A 23,943-nucleotide genomic window follows, 5' to 3' on the forward strand; every position below is an offset into this window, starting at 1 on the left:
CCCGTTAATCTGCGATAAAATTGCATTTGTTAACAATCTATTAAATGGCATTCATATGAAATAGATAATAGAAGAGTGAAAAATAGTTCTACTTTCCTTATTTCTTCATATTCATAGAATAGAATATAAAAAATGAGGTGGAATAATGGAAGCTATCATTAAATGTGCAGGGTCAGAAGACCTTTCGAGATTAGAACTGTTTCTGCAGAAGGCGAATTTGAGCACAGAGGGCATCCAGAAATCAATTGACTATTTTTTGATTATGGAAAATAAGATGACAGAAATGAAAGCGACAATTGGTATCGAGCCAATTGGAAAAATAGGTTTGCTTCGTTCACTAGCAATAACGAAGGGTTCATCTGAAAAGGAATTATTTCTTCTTTTTGAACAAATCCTAAAGTTGGCAAAAGATAAACAGCTAGAAACCTTATACCTTGCTTCTAATAAAAAGAACTCATTGGAATTTTTCCGATTGCTTGGCTTTGTTCAGGAAACGTCTGACTTGCCTGCAGCGCTCCATGAGTCAGAACATGTAAAGCATATTTTGACTGTGGATAACTCCTATTTCTTGAAATTATCCATCTGAATTGTGGGTATCTTGGCAAAGTTATTCACAATTAAGCTTTATCTATCCACAAATTGTGGATAATGCTTGAGTTATCCTCCATCTTCTTTTATACTTTCAAAAGTAAATAACATAAAAATCACGGGAATAAAGGACTAGGTTAATTTTTCCTAACGTGATTAATGAAGGTGGACAGAATGAACACAAAAAGATGGTCGGTGGATAAATATGTGGATGAACTCGAAAGATATCCACAAATTACACAAGCTGCTAGCCTATTAATAAAAAATGAAGTTGTTGCATTTCCAACAGAGACAGTATACGGATTAGGAGGGAATGCCGAAAATAATGATGCAGTTGCAAAAATTTTCGCGGCAAAAGGCAGACCGAGCGATAATCCACTAATTATCCACATAGCTGAAGAAGAGCAGCTGCAGGATTTTGTTGAAGAAATACCTGAAAAGGCGAAACGATTAATGAAAGAATTCTGGCCGGGGCCGTTAACCCTTATTTTTAAAAAGAAAAACGGCAAGCTTTCAGATAAAGCAACAGCAGGATTATCTACAGTAGCTGTTCGAATGCCAGACCACCCGATCGCCCTTGCCGTTATTAAACAAGCAGGCCTTCCAATTGCTGCTCCAAGTGCGAACCGCTCAGGCAGACCGAGCCCTACTACGGCAGACCATGTATGGGAGGATCTAAACGGAAGAATTGGCGGGCTTATTGACGGAGGCCCTACAGGTGTTGGTGTCGAATCTACCGTATTGGATTGTACCGTAAGTGTCCCGACCATTTTAAGACCTGGAGGAATTACAAGGGAACAGCTTGAAGCAGTAATAGGAACGGTAAATGTTGATCCAGCGCTCGTTGACACGGAGAAGGCACCAAAATCACCTGGAATGAAATATCGCCATTATGCTCCCGATGCACCTCTTTATTTAGTAGAAGGACCGAGGGGATTTATCCAAAAGCTTGTGAATGAAAAACGAAAAGAAGGACTTTCCGTCGGAGTCTTAACAACAGAAGAAAATAGGGACTATTATCAAAGTGATTTTGTGTTTGCTTGTGGAAAACGTGCTGAGCTTGAAACTGTTGCAAGTTCTTTATATGAAGCATTAAGGTATTTTAATAGTACGAAAGCCGATGTTATTTTTAGCGAAATGTTTTCAAATGATGGTGTTGGAAACGCAATTATGAACCGTCTGATGAAGGCAGCAGGACATCGTGTGATTAAAGGTTAAAGCCGTCTCGTTTACTGAGAGCGGCTTTTTTTCAAGTTATTGTATAAAAACAAGTTGAACTTTGTAGAATTGTTGAGAAAAAGGAATAATTTTTCATATAGAGACTATTGCATCTAGGAGATTTGTCTTATAATGATAAGGAAGGAGGCACAGCTATGACTCATATTTTATTTGTATGTACAGGGAATACATGTCGGAGCCCGATGGCTGAAGCCATATTGAAAAGCAAGAATATCCCTAGAGTTGAAGTGAAATCTGCAGGTGTTTATGCATTTGATGGCAATGATGCATCAGTTAATACAAGAAGAGCATTGGAAGAACAAGGGTTAGCTCTTAATCACCGTGCTGCGTTATTAAATGAAAGTTTGGTGAATTGGACGACGTTTATTTTGACAATGACAAGGAGCCATAAGGAAGCGGTCATAAGCATGTTTCCGAGTGCTGCAGTGAAAACATTTACCTTGAAGGAATTTGCGGGTAAGAGCGGAAACTGCGATATTATCGATCCTTTTGGAGGGTCAATTGAGATCTACAGAAATACTTTTAAGGATTTGAATGAAACGATTTCTGATATCATGAATCGATTACAAAGCGAAAAGCATAACTAGGGGGAAAGTAATGGGAGAGAAGCATCGGTATAAATTTGGTTTGAGGAAGAAGCTTGTTCTTTTTATTACAATTTTAGCACTCATTACATATACGACAAGCGCATTCTTTATTTATATTCTATATCCGCTAATTAATAAATCTTGGCCTATTGACGAAGTTCTATTTTCGATTATTACATTAAGTCTTGGGATTATTTGGTCGGGTATCTTAGCCTTTTTCGCAGCTGGCTTTATCATCAAGCCTTTACAAAAGCTAGAGAAAATGGCTTTAAAGGCTGCGCAGGGAGATATTCAAGAAGATGTAGAATTGGCGAAAACAGATGATGAAATCCGCTCGCTTGGCGTTGCCTTTAATGACATGTTATTGAACTTAAGGCAAATGGTTCATCAAATTGAAGAAAACTTCAGAGAAACAAATGATAAAGTAATTGCTATTTCTAAGGAATCTGCTTTTGCAGCTGAACAAGCAGATTCCATTGCAAGAACGATAAACGAGATTTCCATAGGGGCTGATAATTCCGCTATTTCCATTCAATCTACTGCCGAATCTGTCGAGGATGTCATTAGAATTGCGGAAGAAGTTCAGGAAAAGGCAAACGCATCTGAGGTTGTGTCGAAAGAAATGGTTCAGGATCTTCATGAATCAAAGAAAATTATTCACTCTCTTGTTTCAGGAATCGAGAGACTTGCGCAAGAAAATCGGGAGTCACTTCAAACAGTCATGCGTCTAGAGGAGAATGCGACAAAGGTTGAACAAATCATCCAGCTTGTCGGTGATATTGCGGCTCAGACGAATCTTTTAGCTTTGAATGCATCAATTGAAGCGGCTAGAGCTGGAGAACATGGGAAAGGCTTTGCTGTTGTAGCGGAGGAAGTAAGAAAGCTTGCTGACGAAAGTGCGAAAGCTGTACAAGGCATTTCGGAACTTATTGCAAACATCCAAGCTGAGGTTCAAAATGTTGTTAAGCAAATTACCGAACAAGTAGAAACGGCTAATAGTGAGGCGAAAAAAGGAACAGAAACGAATACCGTGATCGAAGAGATGACGAAAACGGTTAATGAAATGGCTTCATTTGTTTCTACAATTACTATTTTAGTAGATCGCCAAATGGAAAGCATTCAGCATACTTCTACGCAATCCCAGGAAGTGGCTGCTATTGCAGAGGAGACATCTGCTGGTGCTCAAGAAGTTGCAACCGCAACGGATCAGCAAACGGCAGTAATGGCAAATGTTGAAAACCTTGCAATTGAATTAAAAGAGCAGGCGGAAAAATTAAAAAATACCATTACTAGATTTCAGATTTAATAGAGAGGAGGGCCTTCGTTTTTCGGAGGCTCTTTTTAGTTAATAAGAAGGTTTGAGTTTATTTAAGTACTAAAGTAAAATTGAAATTAGATTAAGTCTCTGCTACGGAGATCACATAAAAAAACTAAGGCATTCGCCAAAAAGGACTCGGCGAAGGCCAAGTTTTTCTAATATTTTCTAAGGTTTATGTAAAAATAATAGCAGGTGCTAGAAAGTTCAGTTCATAGGAGGATTATTGAATGAAAGTTGCAATTGCTTCAGATCATGGCGGCGTTAATATTCGCGAAGAGATAAAGAATTTAATGAATGAAATGGGAATTGAATTTGAAGATTTTGGCTGTGAATGTGGAACTTCTGTCGATTATCCTGATTATGCATTGCCAGTCGCTCAAAAGGTAGCGAACGGTGAATTTGATAAAGGCATTCTCATTTGCGGTACTGGAATTGGCATGAGTATCGCGGCTAATAAGGTGAAAGGCATCCGCTGTGCGCTCGTACATGATGTATTTAGTGCGAAAGCAACTCGTGAACATAATGACAGCAATATGCTCGCAATGGGAGAGCGGGTAATTGGTCCAGGACTAGCGCGCGAAATCGCGAAAGTATGGCTGACGACTGATTATGAAGGCGGACGGCACGAAAATCGTGTTGGGAAAATTAAAGCTTACGAAAATCAATAAAGTGAAACTTTCATCAGTGGGGGTCTTACTGCCCGTTAATCTGCGATAAAGTGAAACTTTCATCCGATAAAAGAGGAAGCTTCCGGAAAGGGTGAGCTTTTTTGAAAGAGTCAATCGAAACATGGGAAATGCAATTATCCAACATTATTGGTGAATTTAGTGAACAGGTTCCTCTAAATGATAGGCATATTCTTGTCATTGGCTGCAGCACTAGTGAAGTAGCTGGGAAGAAAATCGGCACAGCTGGTACAGAGCAGGTGGCTGAGTTGATTTTTTCCCAATTAAGGATACTAAGTGAGAAGACAGGTGTCGAACTTGCTTTCCAATGCTGTGAACATTTAAATCGAGCATTGGTTGTTGAAAGAAAAACAGCCCTGGAGAAGCATTTAGATGAAGTCAGTGTTCTTCCTGTTCGTACCGCAGGCGGTGCAATGGCAACTTATGCTTTTGAACATATGGCAGATCCCATTGTCGTTGAGCATATTAAAGCAGATGCAGGGATTGACATTGGCGATACTTTTATAGGCATGCATTTAAAGCATGTGGCAGTTCCGATTAGAGTTACACAGAAATCGTTAGGTGAGGCTCATGTCACATTGGCAATGACAAGACCTAAGCTAATTGGCGGAGCTAGAGCTGTTTATGAAAGAAAAATGGAAAATAAAACCTGCAGCTAGGAAGCCTTTGTGTAATGCAAAGGCTTTTCTCTTTTAAATCATTAAAGCTAATTCAATCTCTTCTTTTCCCTAGTAAAACATGATAAGATATAATGGAATTTTCAAAATAGAACCGTTACATATCTATTTGATATAGTTCGAGGAAAAAGGGAGGCTTTTAGGATGAAGCATTTAGCGAAACAAGATGAGCTAGTTTTCAACTCAATTCAAGATGAATTAGGGCGCCAAAGAACAAAGATAGAATTAATAGCTTCTGAGAACTTTGTCAGTGAAGCAGTAATGGAAGCACAAGGTTCTGTTCTTACGAATAAATATGCAGAGGGTTACCCAGCTAGACGTTATTACGGTGGCTGTGAGCATGTAGACGTAGTGGAGAATTTAGCTCGTGATCGGGCAAAAGAAATTTTTGGTGCAGAGCATGTTAATGTTCAGCCGCATTCTGGTGCACAGGCAAATATGGCTGTGTATTACACCATTTTGGAGCATGGGGATACGGTTCTTGGTATGAATCTTTCTCATGGCGGCCACTTAACACATGGAAGCCCAGTTAATTTTAGTGGAGTTCAATATAACTTCGTTGAATATGGCGTTGATGAAAAGACTCATATGATCGATTATGATGTCGTCCTTGAAAAAGCACGCGAGCATAAACCGAAGTTAATCGTAGCAGGTGCAAGTGCTTATCCACGTGCGATTGATTTTAAACGCTTCCGTGAAATCGCTGATGAAGTTGGAGCTTATTTAATGGTAGACATGGCTCATATTGCTGGACTAGTTGCAGCTGGATTACATCAAAGCCCAGTCCCTTATGCAGACTTCGTTACGACTACAACACATAAAACCCTGCGTGGTCCACGCGGTGGTATGATTCTTTGTAAAGAAGAATTTGCGAAGAAAATTGATAAATCTATTTTCCCTGGAATTCAAGGCGGTCCGTTAATGCATGTTATTGCAGCAAAAGCCGTTGCACTTGGTGAAACTCTTCAAGAGGACTTCAAGACCTATGCAAGCAATGTCATTTCAAATGCAAAGCATCTAGCAGAAGGCTTGCTAAAGGAAGGACTTGATCTTGTTTCAGGCGGTACAGATAATCATCTTTTACTTGTTGACCTGCGCTCCCTTGGTTTAACAGGTAAAATTGCTGAAAAGGTTCTTGACGAAGTAGGCATTACTGTGAATAAAAATACAATTCCATACGATCCAGAAAGCCCATTCGTTACTAGCGGCGTTCGTATCGGTACAGCTGCAGTCACTTCCCGTGACTTCGGTGAAAAGGAAATGGAAGAAATTGCATCCATCATTGCTTTCACACTAAAAAATTACGAAGACGAAGGCAAGCTTGAGGAAGCAAGAAATCGCGTAGAATCACTAACTAGCAACTTTACATTATATCCTGAATATTAATCCAAAAGGGTCTGACTTAGGTCAGATCCTTTTTTATGAAGGTTGCGGAAATAATGAGCAAAGTGGCGGAAATAATAATGAAACTAGCGGATATATTGAAATTGTGGCGGATATTGTAGCAAAACTAGCGGATATCCGGAAGCTAAGCAATATTTAAGCAATAAATTCTCTTCTTTAGCCCCTTTTAACAAGCCTTCTTTGACGATTCTTTTACAATTAAAAAATGAAAGTTGCCCTGTGAAAATTTTTTCTGTAAAATTAGACGAAGTGCAAGTCGAGAAAATTGTCGAAGGAAGTATTTCTTTACTTATTAATATTGAAAAATGAATAAAATTGAAAAGGGGAGATTTTTCATGGCAAAGGTATTCGTATTTGATCATCCATTAATTCAGCATAAGCTTACATACATTCGTGATAAGGCTACAGGAACGAAGGATTTTCGTGAATTGGTCGATGAAGTATCAACTTTAATGGCATTTGAAATTACAAGGGATATGTCATTGGAAGAGGTAGAAATCGAAACACCAGTTAGTCCAATGAAATCTAAAGTTCTATCTGGCAAAAAGATGGGGATTATTCCAATTTTACGAGCTGGAATCGGAATGGTTGATGGAATTTTGAAACTGATCCCTGCGGCAAAGGTAGGCCATATCGGTTTATACCGTGATCCGAAAACACTAAAGCCTGTTGAGTATTATGTAAAACTCCCTAGTGATGTAGAAGAAAGAGACTTTATCGTTGTTGATCCGATGCTCGCAACAGGCGGATCTGCGGTGGAAGCGATTAATTCTTTGAAAAAGCGCGGTGCCAAACATATTAAATTTATGTGCTTAGTTGCTGCTCCAGAAGGAGTCGAGGTGTTAAAGGAAGCTCATCCAGATGTAGATATCTTTATTGCAGCTTTAGACGAAAAGTTAAATGATCATGGCTATATTGTACCTGGTCTAGGTGACGCAGGAGACCGTTTATTTGGTACAAAATAAAGTGATACTTCCATAAGTGGGGGTCTTACTGCCCGTTAATCTGCGATAAATTCAGTATATAGAAATCATCTAAAGAACTAGCAAACTGGTCCTATTTTTAAAGGGCCAGTTTTTTTCTAATGTTTAGCTTTTCCTGTGTACAAATAAAATTGTCGTCGGATTCGTTGAGCAAGCCTTGATGTACGAAGAGATCACCAGAGCAGCGAAAATGAAACCGACGACATTTTGCATACAAGGTTGAGAGTGGATACTCATAATTGTTTCTTATGCATATATATTCCCTATTAAGACACCCTAAGCCAAAAAGGGTGATTTTTATGAAAAAACTTATCACAATCTCAACCCTCTTCTTACTATTGTTACCCCAGCCATCTGTGCATGCACGAACCCTTCATCACCCTTCCGTTCCAAAAGAATCCACAGATATCGAAAAAGTATCGATTATTATATTAAATAAAGAAAAAAGTGAACAAGAAATTAGGCAACTAATTCGTTCCACTCCCAATCTAGAATTAAGGCATATTTACAAATACGCGATTAATGGCTTTTCAGTTAAAGGCAAACAGTCTGACATTGACAAGCTTTCGAATCTTGCGGGAGCATCGGATTCTCCTGTTCATTCATATCAAGTTCACGCGGAAGAAAGCATCAAAATGATCGGAGGAGAAGAAGTTAGAGGCTTATTTGATGCAAAAAACCAGAGATTAACGGGTAAAGGAATAAAGGTGGGTGTGATCGATACGGGGGTTGACTACACACATCCAGATTTAAGAACCAATTACGGGGGAGGGCAAGATTTAGTGGACGGGGACAATGACCCGATGGAGACAACCGAGAGAGAGGGAGAGAGCACGCTTCATGGAACACATGTTGCTGGAATTATAGCGGCGAACGGCAAAATCCAAGGGGTAGCTCCTGAAGCAACCATAATTTCTTACCGGGCGCTCGGTCCAGGAGGAAACGGAACAACGGAGCAAGTGATTGCAGCGATTGATCAGGCAGTAAAGGATCAAGTAGATATTTTGAATCTATCTCTTGGAAATAATGTGAACGGACCGGATCTTCCGATAAGTATGGCTTTAAATAAAGCAGTAGAAAAGGGAATTACCGCCGTAACCTCTTCAGGGAATTCTGGGCCAAATAACTGGACAGTTGGGTCACCAGGCACGGCCTCTAAAGCGATTTCGGTAGGTGCTTCCACTCCTGCACTGAACATAGCCTATTTAGAAGCAGCTGGGAAGAAGTTTAGGCTTGAGCCGCTTCAAGGATCAGTCGAATGGCATTTCAATAAATCATATGAAATCATGTTTGCTGGTTTAGGAAGTAAAGAGGAATTGAAGGACGCTAATGGAAAAATTGTGTTGCTTGAAAGAGGCGAACTTACGTTTACCGAAAAAGCGATAAATGCTTACGAGGCGGGAGCAATCGCTGTAATTATCTACAATAATACGAAAGGGACATTTTTCGGTAATTTAGAGAAGGGCGTTTCGATTCCTGTTACGGCCGTGTCTAAAGCAAGTGGGGAGAAGATAAAAAAGGAAATGACCAATAAGAGGCTGTTTGCAAGGACATATATAATAGAAGAAAAGGATGTTCTTGCAGATTTTAGCTCCCGCGGTCCTGTCACCTCTACATGGGAGATCAAACCTGATGTCCTAGCTCCTGGAGTCGCGATTAATAGTACTGTTCCAGGAGGGTATTTACCTTTGCAGGGAACAAGCATGGCCGCACCACATGTTGCAGGTGCATGTGCTCTCATTAAGCAAGCTCATCCTGAATGGAGCCCCGAAAAAATTAAAGCTGCTCTTATGAACACTGCAAAGCCGCTTTTAAACAAAAAAGGAGAGCTTTATCGAACCTTTGAGCAGGGCGCTGGGAGGATACAAATAGAGAAAGCTTTAAAGACAAACACCCTTGTGATGCCAGCTTCTCTACAATTTGGTAAGTTTCAGCTTTCTGACCGGCTTCATGAGCATAGTGGATTTGTTACAATCGAAAATATCGGGTTAAAAGGGCAGAACTACTCGTTCTCCATTCCGCGTGCTGAGAAAGGTTTAAGCTGGAGACTGCCTCTCCCCCTTTATTTAAAACCGGGGGAGAAGAAAAGAGTTGAAATCAAATTATCCGTAGACACCCATCTATTAGACAAAAAAGTTTATGATGGCACACATATTCTGAATGCAGGCTCAGAGAAAATAATGCTTCCTTATCTATATGTTCTTGAAGAACCAGATTATCCACGAGTAATGGGATTTGGAATTGGGAAAGGTGATCAAAAGCAAACCTATCGGTACGAGGTATATTTACCAGGTGGTGCAGAGGAATTCGGAATCGCTATGTTTGACTATGATAGTCTTCGATTTATTGGCTTCCTAGACTGGAAAAGAAATATTGGAAAAGGAGAGCTAAAGCAAGAGATTAAAAGTGAACAGCTTCCAAGGCCGGGATTGTATGTCATAAAGGTATTCGCAAAAAAGGCAGGAAAGGAAGACGCAATTGAATCGTTTCTGTTTGTCCAGTCAAATGGGCAAATTGCTGAACAGCATGACTAGATAAAAAGATTAATCAGCTATTGAAAATGGGATGAAGCAAAAACTCATTCCATTTTCAATAGCTTAGTTAAATGAATTTGTGATCAAACTGTGAACATGCCAAATTTTAGCCTTTTTGTTAGTGACTTTTTTCACTACAAACACATTGACATTGACATGCCCCTATTGTATGCTTACAAAGGGTATAAGATGATAGGGTTTTCATAATCTTTTTGCAGTTATTATTCCCGAATCTGCATGTTCTAATATTGGAAAGCAGAACCTCAAAACTCACTTACCATTCTCTTAATTTTTTAGAGAGATGCGTTATGATGCGTCAAAAAAACCGCAACCTATTCCATCTATGGGCTTAATGTCAGCAATACTTTAACAATTAGTAGGATCTGTCCTAATCGGCATTTTCTCAGGAAGATGGCTAGATAGGTATGCGGGTACCGAGCCGCTGTTTTTAATAATCGGCTTGCTGCTCGGATTGGCAGCGGGAATATTTGCTATGCTTCGCTTGATTCAACATTACTTCACAGGAGAATAACTAAAGATGTCAGATTTAAAAACCATGTATGTTCGCCTACGCAAGTACATATTTTTGCTGTTGTCTTTTTATGTTCTCGGCTGGGGGTTTACGTCTTACCAATCTATCTTTCTAGGGTTAATACTGGGTACAGTAATGAGCCTCTATAATTTGTGGTTAATGACGAGGAAGACAGAGCAATTTGGAGCAGCAGTAGAAAAGGGAGAGAAGGTTCGTTCTCTTGGAACGGCTTCAAGAATGGCAACGGCAGTGTTAGCTGTTATGATTGCTATGAAATTTCCAGAACATTTTCATCTTATCAGTGTAGTAATCGGATTAATGACATCCTATATCGTCATTATGATAGATTTTTTTCTTCAGACATTTTTACGTAAATAGCAGGAAGAGAGGTGAAAAATATGCATCATGGAGCTCCTATAAAAGAGTTTATGGGCTTAACCTTTAACTTAGGGAATATTATGATGATTACAATTGCTAGTGCCATTGTGTTTATCATAGCTGTTCTTTCTACTCGTCGTCTTGCTATGAAGCCAACGGGTATGCAAAACTTTTTCGAATGGGTAATGGACTTTGTCAAAAATATTATTAATAGTGCTATGGATTGGAAAGATGGAGGAAGATTCCATATTCTTGGTATCACATTAATCATGTATATCTTCGTTTCCAACATGCTTGGTCTTCCTTTCTCAATTTCTTACAATGGGGAATTGTGGTGGAAATCGCCAACAGCAGATCCAGCAATAACCTTGACATTATCAGTCATGGTTGTGGCGTTAACGCATTTTTATGGTATTAAGGCCAAAGGAGCGAGAGCTTACGGGCGAGAATTCTTGAAGCCGTTCTGGATAATGTCCCCTATTAAAATTATTGAGGAATTTGCAAATGCCCTCACATTAGGCTTGCGTCTTTACGGAAATATTTATGCTGGGGAGATTTTGCTTTCATTATTAGTTGTAGATCTTGCTGGCAGTGGATGGATTGGCAAAATTTCGGCTATTCTTCCAACAATTGCATGGCAAGGATTTTCAATCTTTATCGGTTCAATCCAAGCGTTTATCTTCTGTATGTTATCTATGGTTTATATGGCACACAAAGTGAGCCGAGACCATTAATATATAACTGTTCATTTACTGAACAAGACACAAATTAAAAATTTATTATACAATTCAAGGAGGAAATAAGAATGAGTTTGGGTGTATTAGCAGCAGCAATCGCAGTTGGTTTAGCAGCACTAGGTGCTGGTATTGGTAACGGTCTTATTATTTCTAAAACAGTTGAAGGTATGGCTCGTCAGCCAGAAGCACGCGGTATGCTTCAAACAACAATGTTTATTGGTGTAGGTTTAGTTGAGGTATTACCAATCATCGCTGTCGTTATCGCGTTCATGGTAGTTGGACAGTAATTCCTTGATACACAATTTGAAAATGGCGAAGATCATTCCATGAGAACCTTCGCCATTCCTTTATGTATTACAATGAAATGTTTTAAAGAATAGATGATTTTTCTTAAGTGAACGACTCTTGAAGGGAGTGAATCGAGGGTGTTATTGAACAGTTTTGTTTTAGGTTCCGCTTTTAACAGTGGGGATATGATATACCAGCTAATCGCTTTTATCATATTATTACTTCTTCTTAAAAAATTCGCTTGGGGTCCTCTGATGGGTGTTATGAAACAGCGTGAAGACCATATTGCAGGTGAAATTGAAGCGGCTGAGCAAAGTCGTGAAGAAGCGAAAAAGGTTTTAGAAGAGCAAAGAAGCCTTTTAAAAGAAGCCCGTACAGAGGCGCAAGGATTAATTGAAGGTGCGAAGAAGCAAGGCGATGTGCAGCGTGAGGAAATCATTGTAGCAGCACGTGCTGAGTCAGAACGCTTAAAGGAATCTGCTAAGCTTGAAATCGAACAGCAAAAGGAAAAAGCTGTTGCGGCCATTCGCGAGCAGGTAGCTTCTCTATCTGTCTTAATTGCATCGAAGGTTATTGAGAAGGAATTAAGTACAGAGGATCAAGAAAAGCTGATTAACGAATATATTCAAGAGGCAGGAGAAGGCCGATGACAGGCTCTACAGTAGCAAAGCGCTATGCGTTGGCTCTTTTCCAGCTTGCACAGGAACACCAGCTTCTGAACCAAATGGAAGAAGAGCTCCGTGTAGTTAAGGATGTAGTAAACCAAAACTCTGATTTAAAAGCAGTATTGAAATCTCCGAAGCTTTCGATCGCGAAGAAAAAAGAGATTTTAACGGGTGCATTTGAATCTGTTAGCACTTACGTGTTAAATACATTAATGATATTAATTGATCGTCACCGTGAGGATCATATTTCTGATGTGGCTGATTATTTTATAAGCCTTGCGAATGACGAAAGAGGCATTGCAGAGGCAAAAGTTTATTCCATCCGCCCGCTAACAGAGGCGGAGAGTGAAGCATTATCTGCATCATTTGCAGCTAAAGTTGGAAAAAAATCACTTCGTGTTGACAATATTGTTGATTCTAATTTACTGGGCGGCATCAAGCTTCGAATCGGAAACCGAATTTTCGACGGCAGCTTGCGCGGTAAGCTAGATCGTCTTGAACGTCAATTGTTAGGCTAAGATTCGTAGATAGGGGTGAAACTCATGAGCATCAAAGCTGAAGAAATCAGTGCGCTGATAAAAAAGCAAATCGAAAACTATCAGTCGGAAATTCAAGTGAGTGATGTAGGTACGGTTATCTCAGTAGGTGACGGTATCGCTCGTGCTCATGGCCTCGACAATGTCATGGCTGGAGAACTTATTGAATTTTCAAACGGCGTTATGGGTATGGCACAAAACCTTGAAGAAAATAACGTCGGTATCATTATTTTAGGACCATTTACAGAAATTCGTGAAGGCGATGAAGTTCGCCGTACAGGCCGCATCATGGAGGTTCCGGTTGGGGAAGAGTTAATCGGACGCGTGGTAAATCCACTTGGACAGCCTGTTGATGGTATGGGTCCAATTAATACAACAAAAACACGACCAATTGAAGCAGTAGCACCAGGTGTTATGGATCGTAAATCTGTACATGAGCCGCTTCAAACGGGAATTAAAGCGATTGACGCATTAGTGCCAATCGGACGCGGACAACGTGAGTTAATCATTGGTGACCGTCAAACAGGTAAAACATCTGTTGCAATCGATACTATCTTGAACCAAAAGGATCAAGATATGGTTTGTATCTACGTTGCTATCGGACAGAAAGAATCAACTGTTCGTAACGCAGTTGAAATGCTTCGTAAGCATGGTGCATTAGATTACACAATCGTTGTAACTGCTTCTGCATCACAGCCAGCTCCATTATTATTCTTAGCTGCGTATGCTGGGGTAACAATGGGTGAAGAGTTCATGTACAATGGCAAGCACGTTCTTGTTGTATATGATGACTTAACAAAACAAGCGGCTGCTTACCGTGAGCTTTCATTATTATTACGTCGTCCTCCAGGTCGTGAAGCTTATCCAGGGGATGTATTCTACTTGCACAGCCGTCTTTTAGAGCGTGCTGCTAAGCTAAGTGATGCTAAAGGCGCAGGTTCCATTACTGCATTGCCATTTATTGAAACACAAGCAGGTGACGTTTCTGCTTATATCCCGACAAACGTTATTTCCATTACTGATGGACAAATCTTCTTGCAGTCAGATCTATTCTTCTCCGGTGTTCGTCCGGCGATCAACGCAGGTCTTTCAGTATCACGTGTAGGTGGATCCGCACAAATTAAAGCGATGAAAAGTGTTGCAGGTACTTTACGTCTTGACCTTGCTTCTTACCGTGAGCTAGAATCATTTGCCCAATTCGGTTCTGATCTAGATAAAGCAACACAAGCGAAATTAAATCGTGGTGCTCGTACAGTAGAGGTACTTAAACAAGATCTTAATAAGCCGTTAAAAGTAGAGAAGCAAGTTGCCATTCTATATGCACTTACTCGCGGCTTCTTAGATGATATTCCTGTGCAGGATATTCGTCGTTTCGAATCTGAGTTCCTTTCATGGTTAGACCACAACCGCAAAGAGTTGTTAGACCATATCGCTACAACGAAAGTGCTTCCAGCTGACGAGGATATGGGTGCTGCAATTAACGACTTTAAGAAAACATTCGCAGTATCCGAAAAATAAGAAAATACTTTATTGAAAAAATAGGTCAAGTAAAAATATTAGAAGAAATCAGCTTGCAACCTGATTCCTTCTAATCTAGTCTCTGACTTCTGATATTTAGAATTTTCTTATTTTTTGGTCTGACAATAGGAAAGCAAGCAGTTCCTAATAGGTGCTGCGTGCTGACATTCTTTGAAAAAGGGTGGTGAGAACCTGTGGCATCATTACGCGATATAAAATCTCGTATTACTTCTACGAAGAAAACGAGCCAAATTACAAAAGCAATGCAAATGGTATCTGCTGCGAAAATGAGCCGTGCAGAAATAAATGCTAAGTCATTTGTTCCCTACATGGAAAAAATTCAGGAGGTTACTGCTTCTATTGCGCTAGGAAGTAAGGATGCATCCCATCCAATGCTAACGAGCCGTCCAGTTAAAAAGACCGGCTATCTCGTTATCACTTCTGACCGTGGTCTTTGTGGAGCTTATAATAGCAATATCTTAAGAAGCGTTTTTCAAACGATCCAAAGTCGCCATAAATCTTCTGATGAGTATGCAATTATTGCAATCGGACGTAAGGGGCGCGACTTTTTCAAGAAACGCAATATGAATGTTATTCTTGATATCGTTTCGGTACCAGATCAGCCGGAATTTGCGGAGATCAAAGATCTTGCCAGCAAAGCGGTTGGTATGTTTGCAGATGAAACATTTGATGAACTATATGTGTATTACAGCCATTATGTCAGCGCGATTCAACAGGATGTAACAGTGAAGAAGCTTCTTCCGCTTACGGATATCTCATCTTCTACAAAGCTTACATCATACGAGTTTGAACCGTCTGCTGAAGAAATCTTGGAAGTATTGCTGCCTCAATACGCTGAAAGCTTAATTTACGGAGCGCTTTTAGACAGTAAGGCAAGCGAGCATGCTGCAGTTATGACAGCTATGAAGAGTGCAACCGATAACGCTATGGAGCTTATCAACTCACTTAGCCTTAGCTATAACCGTGCTCGTCAAGCAGCAATTACACAAGAAATCACAGAAATTGTCGGCGGTGCAGCCGCTTTAGAATAGTAAGGATATGGAGGGGCTTAGGAGAAACACCATCCCCTTCCTTTAAATGAACGTTAGGAGGGAAAAAGATGAACAAAGGACGCGTTCTTCAAGTTATGGGTCCAGTTGTTGACGTAAAGTTCGAAAGCGGTCAGCTTCCTGAGATCTATAATGCATTGACAATCGTAAATAAAGCGCGTAATGAATCTGATGTTGACATCAACTTAACCCTTGAAGTTGCCCTTCATTTAGGTGATGATACAGTTCGTACTATTGCAATGTCTTCTACTGACGGCTTAACGCGCGGAAGTGAAGTAATTGACAGTGGTGCTCCAATCTCTGTACCAGTTGGTGATGTAACTCTTGGCCGTGTATTCAACGTACTTGGAGAAACAATCGACTTAGATGATGCTATTCCAGCAGGTACTCGTCGTGACTCCATTCACAGAGAAGCGCCAAAATTTGAGCAGCTTTCAACTGAGGTAGAAATTCTTGAAACTGGAATTAAAGTAGTAGACCTTCTTGCTCCATATATTAAAGGTGGAAAAATCGGTCTATTCGGTGGTGCCGGTGTAGGTAAAACCGTATTAATCCAGGAATTAATCAATAACATCGCTCAAGAGCACGGCGGTATTTCCGTATTCGCTGGTGTAGGTGAGCGTACACGTGAGGGTAATGACCTTTATCATGAGATGACTGATTCTGGCGTTATCAAGAAAACGGCAATGGTATTCGGTCAGATGAATGAGCCGCCAGGAGCACGTATGCGTGTTGCTCTAACTGGTTTGACAATGTCTGAGTACTTCCGTGATGAGCAAGGACAAGACGTTCTTTTCTTCATGGATAACATCTTCCGTTTCACGCAAGCAGGGTCTGAGGTTTCTGCGTTATTAGGACGTATGCCTTCTGCCGTTGGTTACCAGCCAACTCTCGCTACTGAAATGGGTAAATTACAAGAGCGTATTACATCTACAAACGTAGGTTCTGTTACTTCTATCCAAGCGATTTACGTTCCAGCCGATGACTATACGGATCCTGCTCCAGCAACGACTTTCGCTCACTTAGATGCAACAACAAACCTTGAGCGTAAGCTTTCTGAGATGGGTATCTATCCTGCTGTGGATCCGCTTGCATCAACTTCACGTGCATTGTCACCTGATATTGTTGGTGAAGAGCATTACGAGGTTGCTCGTCATGTACAGCAAACATTACAACGCTATAAAGAATTACAAGATATTATCGCGATCCTAGGTATGGATGAACTTTCTGATGATGACAAGCTTGTTGTACAACGTGCTCGTCGTATTCAATTCTTCTTGTCACAAAACTTCCACGTTGCTGAACAGTTCACTGGTCAGCCAGGTTCATACGTACCTGTAAAAGAAACTGTTAAAGGTTTCAAAGAAATTCTTGAAGGAAAATATGACCACCTTCCAGAAGATGCATTCCGTCTCGTTGGTAGAATCGAAGAGGTTATCGAGAGTGCAAAGAATATGGGCGTAGAGGTCTAATTTCGGACCAGGAGGGTAAAAAATGAAGACGATTAAAGTCAGTGTTGTTACTCCCGATGGCCCGGTGTATGAATCAGATGTGGAAATGGTAAGCACGAAAGCTCAAAGCGGTGAGCTCGGTATTTTACATGGTCACATTCCAATGGTTGCACCGTTACAAATTGGAGCCGTCCGTTTGAAAAACGGCGGAAAAACAGATTTAGTAGCAGTAAGCGGCGGCTTATTAGAAGTTCGCCCGGACAAAGTAACGATTTTAGCACAATCAGCTGAAAAAGCAGATGACATTGATGTCGAGCGTGCGATCCGTGCCAAAGAACGTGCGGAACAGCGCTTAGGTGAACAAAAGCGTGATAACATCGATTTCAAACGAGCAGAACTTGCCCTTCAGCGTGCACTAAATCGTATCGAGGTTTCAGAAAAGCATTTTTAATAAGTGATCAAACACTTCTCAGCGATTGCTGGGAGGTGTTTTTTTAGTTTTAATGAAATTAATGTACAGTATACGATAAAGATGAAGAGCCGAATGATCCCGTATTTGAGGAAAGAGAGAGAAATCGGTCACATAGAAGAGTTGAATAATCCCGTATTTGAGGGAAGAGAGAGAAATCGGTCACATAGAAGAGCGGAATGATCCCGTATTTGAGGAAAGAGAGAGAAATCGGTCACATAGAAGAGTTGAATAATCCCGTATTTGAGGGAAGAGAGAGAAATCGGTCACATAGAAGAGCGGAATGATCCCGTATTTGAGGAAAGAGAGAGAAATTGGTCACATAGAAGAGCCGAATGATCCCGTATCTGAGGAAAGAGAGGGAATCCGTTCACATAGGGAGCGTCAAATGCCCCTGGTCATATGAAAATGAAAAAAACTAGTCACCATGATAGAACTCTGAAAGGATTTTAGTCATAATAAAAGAATATTTGCTAGTTACGTTTATTTCTTAACAAAAATTGAAATGAATAAGAGAATGAATTTTATAATATTGGAGGGGAAATCCGGATGACATATGATGAAATAATGAAGAGTTTAGAGGAACTGGGGACGGAGCAAACGAAAAAGACATTTATACGACACGGTGCCAAAGAGCCTTTGTTTGGAGTGAAGGTTGGGGATTTGAAGAAGCTTGTCAAATATGTAAAAAAGGATCAAGAGTTAGCATTAAAGCTATATAATTCTGGGATTTATGATGCGATGTATTTGGCGGGACTTTCGATAAATCCTAAATTAATGACAAAAGAAGATTTACAAGATTGGGCAGAAAAAGCCAATTGGCATGCTGTTGCCGAATATACGGTTGCTGGGGTAGCAGCAGAAAGTGAATATGCTCTTGAATTAGCGAGAGAGTGGATGAAGTCAGAGGAAGAAATAATTGCCTTATGTGGGTGGAATACATATGCAAATTATATATCTATCACTTCTGATGAAGAATTAGACCTAGCCGAAATCCAATCATTGCTTGAACAAATAGAGCAAACCATCCACGAAGAAAGAAACCGAGTGCGATACGTGATGAATGGTTTTGTAATATCAGTAGGCACCTATGTTCAAGCACTATCCCCTGATGCTAAAAAAGTTGCGGATCAGATTGGAAAGGTACATGTAAATGTAGGAAATACAGCATGTAAAGTTCCTCTAGCTACCGAATATATTAAAAAGATAGAAGACAAAGAGCGGGTGGGAGTAAAAAGAAAAACTTGTATATGTTAATGATGGTCGGCCTTGCTAATAAAGCAGGGCTTTTTTTGTGTGAAAGTTAAAATTTCCGGCCATAGAGCAGACGTTCATGAAGGTTTTTGGTGGAAAATTTTGAGTTAGCTCTGTAAATTGACTCAAAATCGGTTTTTTAAATCTCACAAAGCTTGTAAGATGATGAGTGTGTCTAATTTGTCGGCCAATTCCTGCCGTTTATCAGCCAAACTTTATCATTTGTCAGCCAATTTTGCTAGTTTATCAGCGAATCAATATACTTTATCAGCCAATACCGAAAATCAGACATTACAGGAATTAAACAACTTGGTTATTTTTTTGTATTTTTTTAATAAGAGTAGTAATAAGAAAAATAATTTTGTTGATATATCTCACTGACAAGGAAAGCGATTTCATTTTAAATAAAGTGGGGATGTATTCACGGGTTTGTCACTATTTTACTGGGAAGGATTTGTGTTGATAATGGGGGGAAGCTTAGGGAATTCTCACTTCCGATGTGCTTCTTGGATCTCTTGCTTCAGCTTCGATGCAGCCCCACAAAACAAGCCTATTTCGTTTTTAAAAGCACATTTTTAAAACGCTGCATTAGGTTTGTTCTGTGGAAGAGAGAATTTCCATAATTGTCTAGGGTTTATCGACACAAAATGGTAACAATGCTATAATGGGTACGGTTACAGATGTAAAGGTAGGGAAAATTCAATTAAATTGGAGGGGATGGACATGGAGATGCTAAATTTATATCAAAATAACTATTTGATTGTTTTTGTGTTCCTATGTCTAGGGATTTTGTTACCTGTGGTGGCCCTGTTTTTTGGGAAGCTTTTGCGGCCCTATAAACCGTATGAGTCGAAGTACACCACTTATGAGAGCGGGATTGTGCCATTTCATGATTCGAGGGTACAGTTTAATGTCCGCTATTATATTTTTGCACTAATGTTCGTTATTTTTGATGTAGAGACGGTGTTTTTATATCCGTGGGCCGTTGCGTACGAAAAACTCGGAATCTTTGCATTAATAGAAATGTTGATTTTTGTATTCATGCTAGTAATAGGACTTATTTATGCATGGAAGAAGAAGGTGCTAAAATGGACTTAAAACTGGAAAATATTTCACCTGAAGAAATGGAAGAACTGCAGCGTAATGTATTTATGGCAACATTAGAACAAATAAAAGCTTGGGCACGGAGTAACTCATTATGGCCAATGACCTTCGGGCTTGCTTGTTGTGCCATCGAAATGATGGGTGTCGGCGGTGCTCACTATGATTTAGATCGTTTTGGGTCGTTTTTCCGAACATCTCCTCGTCAATCAGATGTCATGATTGTTTCAGGTACAGTGACGAAGAAAATGGCACCAATCGTTCGCAGACTGTATGATCAAATGCCAGAACCGAAATGGGTCATTGCGATGGGATCATGTGCGACAGCAGGTGGTCCATATGTGAAATCCTATGCAGTTGTAAAAGGCGTTGATCAGATTGTACCAGTTGATGTTTACATACCAGGATGTCCTCCGAATCCGGCGGCATTAATATATGGGATTAATAAATTAAAGGAAAAAATCCGCTACGAGGCTAAAACTGGGAAGAAGGTGATCTAACCTATGAGCGGGGAGAAGGATCTTGAGCAGTTAAAAAAAGAGGCTGCTGCAAAGGCAAAGGCAGCCGCACTGGCCAAAATGAAGGAAAAAGAACAGGTCGAGTCAAAAGAGGAAACAGCAGCCGCAGACCTTGATATAGCGAAACAAAAAGCCGCAGCAGCTGCAAAGGCAAAGGCAGCCGCACTGGCCAAAATGAAGGAAAAAGAACAGGTCGAGTCAAAAGAGGAAACAGTAGCCGCAGACCTTGATATAGCGAAACAAAAAGCCGCAGCAGCTGCAAAGGCAAAGGCAGCCGTACTGGCCAAAATGAAGGAAAAAGAACAGGTCGAGTCAAAAGAGGAAACAGCAGCCGCAGACCTTGATATAGCGAAACAAAAAGCCGCAGCAGCTGCAAAGGCAAAGGCAGCCGCACTGGCCAAAATGAAGGAAAAAGAACAGGTCGAGTCAAAAGAGGAAACAGCAGCCGCAGACCTTGATATAGCAAAACAAAAAGCCGCAGCAGCCGCAAAGGCAAAGGCAGCTGCAGCAGCGAAAGCGAAAGCAGCTGCTCTAGCAAAGCAATCTGACGCAGCTGGAGATGACGAAAAGGCAAAAGCGATTGCTGCAGCAAAAGCAAAGGCTGCAGCCGCTGCAAAGGCAAAAGCCGTAGCTTCCGCAAAAGCTGGAGGCGGAGCGGGTGATGACGAGAAAGCAAAAGCGATAGCCGCTGCAAAGGCAAAAGCCGCCGCAGCAGCAGCCGCAAAAGCAAAAGCAGCTGGCGGGAAGGTCGAAGCAGAGCCGGCGGAAGAGAGTAAACCATCACCAAACCAGCCTTATCTTGATAAATATGTGAAAGTCATTGAAGAGAATCTCGGACAAGATGTTTTAGAAGATTACTATATCAATAGTCTTTCAAAGGATGTTCCAACACTGGTGGCTAAGAGAGAGTCATATTTTAAAGTGGCAGAATTTCTAAAATATAATGAACAGTTAGGATTTGATTATTTATCCGAGATCCATGGGACAGACTTCGAAACACATATGGAAGTGTATGTTCATCTTTACTCATACAGAAATCGTCAGTCTGTTGCATTAAAAGTAAAGATTGATCGTAATGAACCAACTATTGAATCATTGCAGCCATTATGGGCAGGAGCGGATTGGCCTGAATGTGAGGCATATGATTTGTTAGGTATTCGCTTTACGGGACACCCGAACCTCCACCGGATTATGCTTGGGGAAGAATGGGTTGGCCATCCGTTGAGAAAAGACTATGAACCGTATGATGTGGAGGTGTAACCAATGATACGTACCGAAGAAATGCTCTTGAATGTGGGACCTCAGCATCCAAGTACGCACGGTGTATTCCGTCTCGTCGTCAAAATTGATGGGGAAATTATTACAGAGGCGAAACCAGTCATCGGTTATTTGCATCGGGGAACGGAAAAATTAGCTGAAAATTTACAGTATACTCAAATTATTCCTTACACAGACCGGATGGATTATCTGTCTGCAATGACGAATAACTATGTCATCTGTCATGCGGTTGAAACGATGATGGGCATCGAGATCCCTGAACGTGCCGAATACTTACGTGTCATGGCAATGGAGCTTGGACGGGTTGCCAGCCACTTAGTTTCGTGGGGAACATTCTTATTAGACCTAGGTGCAACAAGCCCGTTCATTTTTGCATTCCGAGAGCGGGAAATGATTATTAATATGCTGAATGAACTTTCAGGTGCTCGTTTGACATTTAACTATATGCGTGTAGGCGGAGTAAAATGGGATGCACCAGAGGGCTGGGTTGAAAAGGTAAAAGAATTCATACCATATATGCGTGAACAGCTTGTAGGCTACCACCAGCTCGTAACGGGTAATGAAATTTTCATGAACCGTGTTAAAGGTGTGGGTGTTTATTCAAAAGAAGATGCCATCAACTATTCATTAAGCGGGCCAACACTTCGCTGTACAGGGGTGAAATGGGATCTTCGCAAAGATGAGCCATACTCTATTTATGATCGTTTTGATTTTAACGTCGTGACCAGAGAAGAAGGAGACGCTTGGGCACGCTATCATGTTCGCTTGGAAGAAATTGAGGAATCATTGAAAATTCTAGAACAAGCTGTAGAACAATTTCCTGCAGAAGGAGAAATTTTGGCGAAGGTGCCAAAGATTATTAAAGCACCAAAAGGCGAGGCCTTCGTTAGAATAGAATCTCCACGTGGAGAAATTGGCTGCTATATTGCAAGTGACGGTAAAAAGGAACCATATCGATTAAAGTTTAGAAGACCATCATTTTATAATCTTCAAATTCTCCCAAAATTACTTAAAGGAGAAAACATGGCAAACATGATTGCAATTCTAGGAGGAATTGATATTGTCCTCGGGGAGGTGGACGGTTAATGGTAGAAGATCTATTACACTCTAGTGCCGGATGGCTTAATTTCGGTATTTTCTTCTTACTGGCCGTCGTATTGCTTTTAGTTGTGTTAGGCTTCGTAACATATGCGATTTTAGCAGAGCGAAAAGTCATGGGTTATATGCAAATGCGCCACGGTCCAAACCAAGTCGGTGGTCGGTGGGGATTATTGCAAACAGTTGCAGACGTCCTAAAACTCCTATTAAAAGAAGATGTCATTCCGAAGCTAGCTGATCGTCCTTTATTTATAATAGCACCGGTTATTGCGTTTGCTCCTGCATTTATGGTTTTAGCTACGATCCCTTTTACCGATAAGTTTCAGTTTGCTGACATCGGTGTAGGACTGCTTTATTATATTGCTGTGTCAGGCATTACGACGGTTGGAATTGTTACAGGCGCTTGGGCTTCGAATAATAAATACGCCCTTCTTGGGGGAATGCGTGCAGCTGCACAAATGATTTCCTACGAAATTCCGCTCATTATGTCTGTTGTTGGCGTTGTTCTTTTGTCTGGTAGCTTAAATTTAAATGACATTGTCGAGGCGCAAAAAAATGGCTGGTTCATCGTATGGCAGCCAATCGGTTTCATTGTCTTTTTCATTGCAGCAGTTGCGGAATTAAATCGTGTACCGTTCGACTTGCCGGAAGCAGAATCAGAGCTTATTGCCGGTTTCCATATTGAATACTCTGGTTTCCGCTGGGCATTCTTTATGCTTGCAGAGTATGTTTACTTCTTTGCAATGGCAGCTTTGATTACCGTATTATTCTTAGGCGGCTGGCTCCCGCTTCCATTTTTAGGCTTTATTCCAGGAGCTGTTTGGTTTGCCCTTAAATTTACGGCTGTTGTATTTATCTTACTTTGGTTCCGTTCAACATTCCCACGTGTTCGTGCAGACCAATTAATGGAATTTGGTTGGAAGGTGCTTTTACCAATTGCATTGGCAAATATCTTCTTAACCGCTTTAATAATGGAATTAGTGAAATTATTTTAAATAAGCAATTTGACCATTTGAAAATAAGGGGTGAAAAAA

General features: G+C 40.6%; 25 protein-coding genes. All 25 read left to right on the top strand.

What is annotated here, in order from left to right; all coding sequences use genetic code 11:
- Positions 1-145 precede the first annotated feature (145 nt).
- The 25 genes from KHA94_RS07650 (at position 146) to nuoH (ending at position 23,904) form a co-directional block, all read left to right on the top strand.
- A complete protein-coding gene (locus KHA94_RS07650; protein ID WP_213101561.1) occupies positions 146-586 on the top strand; it encodes a hypothetical protein in 441 nt (146 codons plus the stop codon).
- Between the two features lie 176 nt (positions 587-762).
- On the top strand, positions 763-1,806 hold the full coding sequence (locus KHA94_RS07655) for an L-threonylcarbamoyladenylate synthase (protein ID WP_213101562.1): 1,044 nt from the start codon (positions 763-765) through the stop codon (positions 1,804-1,806).
- Positions 1,807-1,961: 155 nt separating this feature from the next.
- Entirely contained in the window at positions 1,962-2,414 is a 453-nt protein-coding gene (locus KHA94_RS07660) for a low molecular weight protein arginine phosphatase (protein ID WP_213101563.1), read from the top strand.
- Between the two features lie 10 nt (positions 2,415-2,424).
- On the top strand, positions 2,425-3,720 hold the full coding sequence (locus KHA94_RS07665; protein ID WP_213101564.1) for a methyl-accepting chemotaxis protein: 1,296 nt from the start codon (positions 2,425-2,427) through the stop codon (positions 3,718-3,720).
- Positions 3,721-3,959: 239 nt separating this feature from the next.
- Entirely contained in the window at positions 3,960-4,400 is a 441-nt protein-coding gene (gene rpiB, locus KHA94_RS07670; protein WP_057772831.1) for a ribose 5-phosphate isomerase B, read from the top strand.
- A 101-nt stretch (positions 4,401-4,501) separates the two neighbouring features.
- On the top strand, positions 4,502-5,077 hold the full coding sequence (locus KHA94_RS07675; RefSeq protein WP_420828151.1) for a TIGR01440 family protein: 576 nt from the start codon (positions 4,502-4,504) through the stop codon (positions 5,075-5,077).
- A 162-nt stretch (positions 5,078-5,239) separates the two neighbouring features.
- Positions 5,240-6,481 carry a serine hydroxymethyltransferase gene (locus KHA94_RS07680; protein WP_213101565.1) on the top strand — a complete coding sequence of 414 codons (1,242 nt, stop codon included), beginning with the start codon at positions 5,240-5,242 and terminating at the stop codon, positions 6,479-6,481.
- Between the two features lie 353 nt (positions 6,482-6,834).
- The gene (gene upp / locus KHA94_RS07685) at positions 6,835-7,464 is read left to right on the top strand and encodes a uracil phosphoribosyltransferase (RefSeq protein WP_213101566.1); all 630 of its coding nucleotides are present in this window, start codon (positions 6,835-6,837) and stop codon (positions 7,462-7,464) included.
- Positions 7,465-7,781: 317 nt separating this feature from the next.
- Positions 7,782-10,016, top strand: a complete 2,235-nt coding sequence (locus KHA94_RS07690) for a S8 family serine peptidase (RefSeq protein WP_213101567.1) — start codon at positions 7,782-7,784, stop codon at positions 10,014-10,016.
- A 391-nt stretch (positions 10,017-10,407) separates the two neighbouring features.
- Positions 10,408-10,548 carry an AtpZ/AtpI family protein gene (locus tag KHA94_RS07695; protein WP_338030759.1) on the top strand — a complete coding sequence of 47 codons (141 nt, stop codon included), beginning with the start codon at positions 10,408-10,410 and terminating at the stop codon, positions 10,546-10,548.
- 6 nt (positions 10,549-10,554) lie between these two features.
- Positions 10,555-10,926, top strand: a complete 372-nt coding sequence (locus KHA94_RS07700; RefSeq protein WP_213101568.1) for an ATP synthase subunit I — start codon at positions 10,555-10,557, stop codon at positions 10,924-10,926.
- A 20-nt stretch (positions 10,927-10,946) separates the two neighbouring features.
- Complete coding sequence (gene atpB / locus KHA94_RS07705; protein WP_213102243.1) at positions 10,947-11,660, top strand: F0F1 ATP synthase subunit A; 714 nt, start codon at positions 10,947-10,949, stop codon at positions 11,658-11,660.
- A gap of 77 nt (positions 11,661-11,737) precedes the next feature.
- On the top strand, positions 11,738-11,950 hold the full coding sequence (atpE, locus tag KHA94_RS07710) for a F0F1 ATP synthase subunit C (RefSeq protein ID WP_057773197.1): 213 nt from the start codon (positions 11,738-11,740) through the stop codon (positions 11,948-11,950).
- A gap of 138 nt (positions 11,951-12,088) precedes the next feature.
- Entirely contained in the window at positions 12,089-12,601 is a 513-nt protein-coding gene (locus tag KHA94_RS07715) for a F0F1 ATP synthase subunit B (protein WP_213101569.1), read from the top strand.
- Positions 12,598-13,134, top strand: coding sequence for a F0F1 ATP synthase subunit delta (locus KHA94_RS07720; RefSeq protein WP_213101570.1), 537 nt, complete (start codon positions 12,598-12,600; stop codon positions 13,132-13,134). The genes KHA94_RS07715 and KHA94_RS07720 overlap by 4 nt, the downstream gene beginning before the upstream one ends.
- 24 nt (positions 13,135-13,158) lie before the next feature.
- Positions 13,159-14,670 (top strand): F0F1 ATP synthase subunit alpha, encoded by a 1,512-nt coding sequence (atpA, locus tag KHA94_RS07725; protein ID WP_213101571.1) that lies wholly within the window; start codon positions 13,159-13,161, stop codon positions 14,668-14,670.
- A 194-nt stretch (positions 14,671-14,864) separates the two neighbouring features.
- Positions 14,865-15,722: a F0F1 ATP synthase subunit gamma gene (locus KHA94_RS07730; RefSeq protein ID WP_213101572.1), complete on the top strand. Its 858-nt coding sequence runs from the start codon at positions 14,865-14,867 to the stop codon at positions 15,720-15,722.
- Between the two features lie 68 nt (positions 15,723-15,790).
- Positions 15,791-17,212 (top strand): F0F1 ATP synthase subunit beta, encoded by a 1,422-nt coding sequence (gene atpD, locus KHA94_RS07735; RefSeq protein WP_213101573.1) that lies wholly within the window; start codon positions 15,791-15,793, stop codon positions 17,210-17,212.
- 22 nt (positions 17,213-17,234) lie between these two features.
- On the top strand, positions 17,235-17,642 hold the full coding sequence (locus KHA94_RS07740) for a F0F1 ATP synthase subunit epsilon (RefSeq protein WP_213101574.1): 408 nt from the start codon (positions 17,235-17,237) through the stop codon (positions 17,640-17,642).
- A 567-nt stretch (positions 17,643-18,209) separates the two neighbouring features.
- A complete protein-coding gene (locus KHA94_RS07745; protein ID WP_213101575.1) occupies positions 18,210-18,917 on the top strand; it encodes a DNA alkylation repair protein in 708 nt (235 codons plus the stop codon).
- A 720-nt stretch (positions 18,918-19,637) separates the two neighbouring features.
- Complete coding sequence (locus KHA94_RS07750; RefSeq protein ID WP_275950871.1) at positions 19,638-20,012, top strand: NADH-quinone oxidoreductase subunit A; 375 nt, start codon at positions 19,638-19,640, stop codon at positions 20,010-20,012.
- Complete coding sequence (locus KHA94_RS07755; RefSeq protein WP_057772860.1) at positions 20,003-20,515, top strand: NuoB/complex I 20 kDa subunit family protein; 513 nt, start codon at positions 20,003-20,005, stop codon at positions 20,513-20,515. The genes KHA94_RS07750 and KHA94_RS07755 overlap by 10 nt, the downstream gene beginning before the upstream one ends.
- A gap of 3 nt (positions 20,516-20,518) precedes the next feature.
- Positions 20,519-21,793 (top strand): NADH-quinone oxidoreductase subunit C, encoded by a 1,275-nt coding sequence (locus KHA94_RS07760; RefSeq protein WP_213101576.1) that lies wholly within the window; start codon positions 20,519-20,521, stop codon positions 21,791-21,793.
- A 3-nt stretch (positions 21,794-21,796) separates the two neighbouring features.
- Positions 21,797-22,897, top strand: coding sequence for an NADH-quinone oxidoreductase subunit D (locus KHA94_RS07765; RefSeq protein ID WP_213101577.1), 1,101 nt, complete (start codon positions 21,797-21,799; stop codon positions 22,895-22,897).
- Positions 22,897-23,904 carry an NADH-quinone oxidoreductase subunit NuoH gene (nuoH, locus tag KHA94_RS07770; RefSeq protein WP_213101578.1) on the top strand — a complete coding sequence of 336 codons (1,008 nt, stop codon included), beginning with the start codon at positions 22,897-22,899 and terminating at the stop codon, positions 23,902-23,904. The genes KHA94_RS07765 and nuoH overlap by 1 nt, the downstream gene beginning before the upstream one ends.
- The last annotated feature ends 39 nt before the right edge of the window (positions 23,905-23,943 follow it).

Origin of the sequence: Cytobacillus citreus, from assembly GCF_018343665.1 — a bacterium.
GTDB classification, from domain to species: Bacteria; Bacillota; Bacilli; order Bacillales; family Cytobacillaceae; genus Cytobacillus; species Cytobacillus citreus.

What these genes read in the sequence shown, in the direction of transcription:
- KHA94_RS07720 (WP_213101570.1), top strand. Translation starts at nt 12,598, where the DNA reads ATGACAGGCTCTACAGTAGCAAAGCGCTATGCGTTGGCTCTTTTCCAG.
- upp (WP_213101566.1), top strand. Translation starts at nt 6,835, where the DNA reads ATGGCAAAGGTATTCGTATTTGATCATCCATTAATTCAGCATAAGCTT.
- KHA94_RS07700 (WP_213101568.1), top strand. Translation starts at nt 10,555, where the DNA reads ATGTCAGATTTAAAAACCATGTATGTTCGCCTACGCAAGTACATATTT.
- KHA94_RS07755 (WP_057772860.1), top strand. Translation starts at nt 20,003, where the DNA reads ATGGACTTAAAACTGGAAAATATTTCACCTGAAGAAATGGAAGAACTG.
- atpD (WP_213101573.1), top strand. Translation starts at nt 15,791, where the DNA reads ATGAACAAAGGACGCGTTCTTCAAGTTATGGGTCCAGTTGTTGACGTA.
- rpiB (WP_057772831.1), top strand. Translation starts at nt 3,960, where the DNA reads ATGAAAGTTGCAATTGCTTCAGATCATGGCGGCGTTAATATTCGCGAA.
- KHA94_RS07765 (WP_213101577.1), top strand. Translation starts at nt 21,797, where the DNA reads ATGATACGTACCGAAGAAATGCTCTTGAATGTGGGACCTCAGCATCCA.
- KHA94_RS07665 (WP_213101564.1), top strand. Translation starts at nt 2,425, where the DNA reads ATGGGAGAGAAGCATCGGTATAAATTTGGTTTGAGGAAGAAGCTTGTT.
- KHA94_RS07760 (WP_213101576.1), top strand. Translation starts at nt 20,519, where the DNA reads ATGAGCGGGGAGAAGGATCTTGAGCAGTTAAAAAAAGAGGCTGCTGCA.
- nuoH (WP_213101578.1), top strand. Translation starts at nt 22,897, where the DNA reads ATGGTAGAAGATCTATTACACTCTAGTGCCGGATGGCTTAATTTCGGT.
- KHA94_RS07750 (WP_275950871.1), top strand. Translation starts at nt 19,638, where the DNA reads ATGGAGATGCTAAATTTATATCAAAATAACTATTTGATTGTTTTTGTG.
- KHA94_RS07655 (WP_213101562.1), top strand. Translation starts at nt 763, where the DNA reads ATGAACACAAAAAGATGGTCGGTGGATAAATATGTGGATGAACTCGAA.
- atpB (WP_213102243.1), top strand. Translation starts at nt 10,947, where the DNA reads ATGCATCATGGAGCTCCTATAAAAGAGTTTATGGGCTTAACCTTTAAC.
- KHA94_RS07680 (WP_213101565.1), top strand. Translation starts at nt 5,240, where the DNA reads ATGAAGCATTTAGCGAAACAAGATGAGCTAGTTTTCAACTCAATTCAA.
- KHA94_RS07660 (WP_213101563.1), top strand. Translation starts at nt 1,962, where the DNA reads ATGACTCATATTTTATTTGTATGTACAGGGAATACATGTCGGAGCCCG.
- atpA (WP_213101571.1), top strand. Translation starts at nt 13,159, where the DNA reads ATGAGCATCAAAGCTGAAGAAATCAGTGCGCTGATAAAAAAGCAAATC.
- KHA94_RS07740 (WP_213101574.1), top strand. Translation starts at nt 17,235, where the DNA reads ATGAAGACGATTAAAGTCAGTGTTGTTACTCCCGATGGCCCGGTGTAT.
- KHA94_RS07650 (WP_213101561.1), top strand. Translation starts at nt 146, where the DNA reads ATGGAAGCTATCATTAAATGTGCAGGGTCAGAAGACCTTTCGAGATTA.
- KHA94_RS07745 (WP_213101575.1), top strand. Translation starts at nt 18,210, where the DNA reads ATGACATATGATGAAATAATGAAGAGTTTAGAGGAACTGGGGACGGAG.
- KHA94_RS07690 (WP_213101567.1), top strand. Translation starts at nt 7,782, where the DNA reads ATGAAAAAACTTATCACAATCTCAACCCTCTTCTTACTATTGTTACCC.